The organism is Nocardia sp. NPDC060220 (genome assembly GCF_042727815.1).
Classification (GTDB): domain Bacteria; phylum Actinomycetota; class Actinomycetes; order Mycobacteriales; family Mycobacteriaceae; genus Nocardia.
Genome location: NZ_JBHWZY010000596.1, coordinates 1 through 4,384 on the forward strand (window position 1 = coordinate 1; position 4,384 = coordinate 4,384).

The 4,384-nt window shown below is 67.6% G+C and carries 5 protein-coding genes; 2 read left to right on the forward strand and 3 right to left on the reverse strand.

Features of this window, described 5'->3' with window-relative positions; genetic code table 11:
* The first annotated feature begins 98 nt into the window (after positions 1 to 98).
* Positions 99 to 434, forward strand: coding sequence for a metal-sensitive transcriptional regulator (locus tag ACFWF3_RS25925; RefSeq protein ID WP_378993608.1), 336 nt, complete (start codon positions 99 to 101; stop codon positions 432 to 434).
* A 258-nt stretch (positions 435 to 692) separates the two neighbouring features.
* On the opposite strand, the gene ACFWF3_RS25930 is transcribed toward ACFWF3_RS25925, so the two are convergent.
* Entirely contained in the window at positions 693 to 854 is a 162-nt protein-coding gene (locus ACFWF3_RS25930; RefSeq protein WP_379315899.1) for a hypothetical protein, read from the reverse strand.
* A gap of 109 nt (positions 855 to 963) precedes the next feature.
* Positions 964 to 1,929 (reverse strand): helix-turn-helix domain-containing protein, encoded by a 966-nt coding sequence (locus ACFWF3_RS25935; protein ID WP_379315901.1) that lies wholly within the window; start codon positions 1,927 to 1,929, stop codon positions 964 to 966.
* Positions 1,930 to 2,210: 281 nt separating this feature from the next.
* Here ACFWF3_RS25935 and ACFWF3_RS25940 point away from each other — a divergent pair, with 281 nt between their 5' ends.
* Positions 2,211 to 3,587, forward strand: a complete 1,377-nt coding sequence (locus tag ACFWF3_RS25940; RefSeq protein WP_379315903.1) for an ATP-binding protein — start codon at positions 2,211 to 2,213, stop codon at positions 3,585 to 3,587.
* Between the two features lie 38 nt (positions 3,588 to 3,625).
* Here the strand turns inward: ACFWF3_RS25940 and ACFWF3_RS25945 are convergent.
* Positions 3,626 to 4,384, reverse strand: a 759-nt coding sequence (locus ACFWF3_RS25945) for a nitrilase-related carbon-nitrogen hydrolase (RefSeq protein ID WP_379315905.1), incomplete at its 5' end; no start/stop codon positions are given.

A 4,384-nucleotide genomic window follows, 5' to 3' on the forward strand; every position in this document is an offset into this window, starting at 1 on the left:
GCACCGGGGACCTGTCATCTGACATTTCGACCGCGAAACTGTACCCTAGGGGGGTATTAGTTCGCCACGCGAGCTACCAGGCAGGCGAGGAGACCACGGTGACAACACCCACCCCCGACACCGCGACCGGCGACGAGCACGCGGGCCACGCAGGCCACGGCTACATCACCGCCAAGGACGACTACCTCAAGCGACTGCGCCGCATCGAAGGTCAGTCGCGCGGCCTCCAGCGGATGGTCGAAGAGGAAAAGTACTGCATCGACATCCTCACCCAGGTCTCCGCCATGACCAAGGCACTACAGGCCGTCGCGATGGGGCTGCTCGAGGATCACATCTCACACTGCGTCGTCGACGCGGCGATCGCCGGTGGACCCGAGGCCGAAGCCAAGATCAAAGAGGCCACCGACGCCATCGCCCGGTTGGTCAGGTCCTGACCGGCTCACGAAATCACCAGTGAGCCCGCGAGCCGAACTGTTCACCGCGACCACGATGTCGTCGCCGACCTGGTGATACACGATGAATCCGGAGAACGCGGCGACGTGGACCTGCTCCCGCCACAGGTCCACGCGCCGGTCCGGGCACACATGGTCGGCTCCCCCCAGGACGCCGACCCAGCCCAGTTCGGTGTGGTAAACCGCCGACGGCGCCACACCGTCGGCGAAGACTTCACGTTCCAGTGGCGTCACTGGAACTCAGACCCCCGGTCGACCGACTTCAGCCATCGCCACCACGACGAGCTGTGCCCCACCGGCCCCGGCATCCTCGATGAAGCCGATCGTCTGCGCGAGGACCGCGGGCAGATGCAGCCACGTAGGCTCGGCCTGCACCGCTACCGCCCTGATCCGAATCGGCATCGCGATCGCTCCTCGTACCGCACTGGTCCAACGAAATCCAGTGTGCTGCGAGAACGATCGTGTCGGCAGTCCTCCCGCGCCAAGCCTCTGACAATCAGTGCCACGTTGATCAGCCGATGTGTGACTGCCGATATTCGCCGGGCGTCATCCCGGTTTCCTGCTGGAACACCCGATAGAAGTGCCGTTCGGAGGCGAATCCCGAGGCGTAGGCGACCGCTGCGGGCGGGTGGCTTCTCGTGCGGGCCAGCAGCTTCCGCGCATGCATGATCCGCAATCTGCGCAGGGTGGTGCTGAGGCTGTCGCCAGTGCCGTCGAAGATTCGGAACAGCGTGCGGCGCGAGATGTGACAGGCCGCGGCCACCTCGTCGACGGTCAATTCCGGGTCGGTGCACCGCTTTCGGAGGTAGACCATGACGTGTTCGCGACTGAGTGCGTCGGCAGGGGCCTCGACAGGTTCGCTCCCCGCGGCGAGCAGCACCGCCGAGCCGAGGAGGTCGAGCGCACTCCTGGCCAGGATGTCGGCCTGTGCGGGCGATTGCGCGCGAACCCGGGCGAGCTCACGAAAGTAGGTGGCCACCACACCCGCCGGGCTGTCCGGAGCAATCGCGGTGGCGGTCGGTATGCGGACCTCGGCGAGACCCGGCTGCAGGCGGAGCAGTCGCGTGGGCACTCGCACGAGCACCTGCTCGTAGGACACGCTGTCGTGCCAGAGCGAGGGCCGCGCGGTGTCGAGGAACGTCATTTCGCCCGGCTTCAGTAGCACCGAGCGGCCGTCTTGGGTGAGCCGGGCATGACCGGCGACCTGAATGCTGACAAGCAGGAATTCCTCGTCGGCACACGCCACATGCGTCTTGGTGCGCCGGAATTCCTGATTCCCACCCGCGAGCGCGGTCAGCGAGAAGTCGGCGACACCGGGCAAGGCACTGCTGGTGAGCCTGCCGAACGTGGGCGCGTCCAATGTGGGATCGAGCGCGAGTGGGAAATACGTCTTCGTCATCAACGCCTCCCACTGCTCGAACTCCGCACTGCGCGGTGTCTGCGCCGAGAACTCCAGCGTCGTCGTTTCGTTCGCCACAGGCGACCTCCGGAAACGAGAATCGGGTGCTGCCGTCAGTGCGGCATCGCCCAGAAGAATACCCCCGCTCCGCGCCTCGAATGCAATTGCAAATGTACTTACATTCGGTCTTGACCAGGTAAAACCTCTCTGCGCAAGCCTCTTTCAGCACGCTCCGGTACGAGGGCCGCGGACAGCACCCGACACACGTGCGCGCGGTGTACCGGAAGACGTGACCGGGCCGTGTTTACTGGTGGTTGCCAGCAGGATGCTCGTCGACGCGCCACCGGGAGGACACGTCCATGTCTGCCGAATCCGCCGTCCTGTCCGTGCGCTCCGAGGACGGCCGCTCGTTCGTCGTCGAGAACGCCGCGGCCAGCCCCTTCCCCGCCGGATCCCTGATCGTGGTCAGTTGCGCGGGGCGCAGGCAGCTCGGGCTGGTCGAGGAGCGCACGGCGACCGTGCCCGTCGGGCTGCGGGGCAGGTTGATCGGCGAACTCACCGATGACGGGATCGACACCAGAGCCAGTCACGCCTTCGACGGCGGGGAGATCGGCCCCGCCGATCGCGACACCGTCGCCGCGCTCCACCACACCACCGGCGCCGAGCTCGAGGTCGGCGTGAGCCTGTCGGCGCCCGGCGGCCCCGCCCGACTGCTCCCCACCCGTTTCAACCGGCACACGTTCTGGTGTGGACAGAGCGGTTCCGGCAAGACCTACGCTCTCGGCGTGGTCCTCGAGCAGCTGATCGCGTACACCGCGCTGCCGATCGTCATCTTCGACCCGAATTCCGATTTCGTCCGCATCGGCGAGGTGATCCCCGGCGCCACCGGCCCCACCGCGCAGGCCCTGCGCCAGCGCGATATCCGCGTCCTGCGACCGAAATCCGAACCACCCGGTCGCCTGCGGGCGAAGTTCATCGACATGCCCTTGACCTCGAAGGCCGCTGTGCTGCAGCTGGATCCGGTGGCCGACAGGGAGGAGTTCAACGAACTGATCCATCTGGCATCGGCGATGTCCGGCGAAATCCACGATGTACTGGACAACCTGCGCGCTGTCGAGAACACGGCTCGCCGCCGGCTCGCGATGCGCGTGGAGAATCTGGGACTGCTCGACTGGGAGGTCTGGGCGGGAGCCGACCAGGCGGTCACCGAGATCGTCGCCGATCGCCCCGATGTGACAGTCCTGGATCTCGGCGGATTCTCCACGCCCGCACAGCAACTCGTCGTCGCCCTGTCGCTGCTCGACGATCTGTGGGCCAAGCGCGAGGAACGCCGCCCGGTTCTGCTGGTGATCGACGAAGCGCACAACCTCGCCTCACCCCGACTCGAATCGCCGGTGGCCGTCGCGGTGCGCGAGCGGTTGATCCAGATCGCCGCCGAGGGGCGCAAATTCGGCCTGTGGTTGCTGCTGTCGACACAGCGGCCGTCAAAGGTGCACCCCGGCATCATCTCTCAGTGCGACAACCTCGCCTTGATGAAGATGACCTCCCCCTCCGACCTGGAGGAACTCGGCACCTACTTCGGCTACGCGCCGAGCGGCCTGCTCGCCCAGGCGCCCTGGTTCCGGCAGGGTGAGGCGTTGCTGGCGGGCGGATTCGTCCCGACGCCCGCACTGGCCAAGGTGAACGCCCGGCTTACCCGTGAAGCGGGCGCCGATGTCTCGGTGCCGCTGCGATGACCGCCGGCTTCGTCGCACTGTGGTTCGCGGCCGTCGTCTCAGGCCCCCGTGAGGCCGACGCGCACCGGCTCACGCCGCACGATCCGACCGCTCGGTACCCGGAGCGGCAGGCGCTCACCGCGGGGCGCGGCCGCGGTGGCCGGGCGCACGGTGCGGCCGAGATCTAGATCGGCGTAGAGCAGTCCCTCGTCGCCTTCGGCCAGCGGTGCGGCGAGTTCGAGTCCGCCGGGCCCGAAGATTCGCGAGACCCCGCCACCACCACGCAGCAGGCGCCGCTCCGGCATCCGCGCGTCGACGACCTCCCAGCCTGCCACCGGCACGACCGCGACGGGCGCGATGACATGGGTCGATCCGTCCATCGCGTAGCGAACACTGGCGGCGGTATTGAGATCGGGCCCCCATTCCTTGCCCTCCCCGTAGTACACGGTGAAGCCCGACCACGCGGCGATGTGGAGCTGCTCGCGCTGATCGTGCATCTGTCCACGCAGGTCGGCACGGAGATGATCGGCGCCGCCGAGTACACCGATCCGGCCGTGCACGGTGTCACGAACCAGCGGTCCCCCACCGGGCGCGGCGTTGAAGACAGTGCGCTCGAGCCCGGTCGGTTCCGCCTTGCGAGCGACGGCGATGGTGCCGTCGGCATCGATCAGCGCCTGGGACATGAAGACCTCGTGTCCGGCCCGCTCGGCGAAGCCGATCGAGACGTGCACGCCCGTGCGCCGGGCGGCGTAGGCGATGGCGCGCAGTTCGGGGCCGTCGGCGGTCAGCGCGTTGGCCAGATACCTGGCCAGGAATTC